Genomic DNA, 384 nt, shown 5'->3' with positions numbered 1-384 from the left:
TTAACGCATTTTACTTCTGTATTAAGTTCTTTCTGTAATCTTACTAAGCCTTTTAATTCTTTTGTCATCTTAAAAACTTTAAATATCTTACTATATTCTTAGGTTATCATAACTATTTAGTTCCGTCAAGCGTATCATTGCTAAAAATTACTTGACTTTTTTTTGGTTATCTTTAAACTTTAAAAAGTAATCCGGCATAGCTCAGTGGTAGAGCAGTTGACTGTTAATCAATTGGTCGTAGGTTCGAATCCTTCTGCCGGAGCCACTTTATAATCCTAAATTCTATAAAAACTCTATGGTCTCAGGGTTGTCAAGGGAAAAATAAAATATTTAAAATGTTGATTTTGTGGGATTTATGGATTAGTAGAAAATTGCTCTGTTACA

Annotated in this window: 1 tRNA gene; it reads left to right on the top strand. The window is 30.5% G+C overall.

Annotation, left to right across the window (positions count from 1 at the left end):
* Nucleotides 1–190 precede the first annotated feature (190 nt).
* Nucleotides 191–265: transfer RNA gene (locus ACQCX0_RS01095), tRNA-Asn, on the top strand.
* Nucleotides 266–384: the final 119 nt, after the last annotated feature.

Source organism: Candidatus Hepatincolaceae symbiont of Strigamia maritima (assembly GCF_055505085.1).
This window is presented reverse-complemented; position numbering and strand designations above follow the sequence as displayed.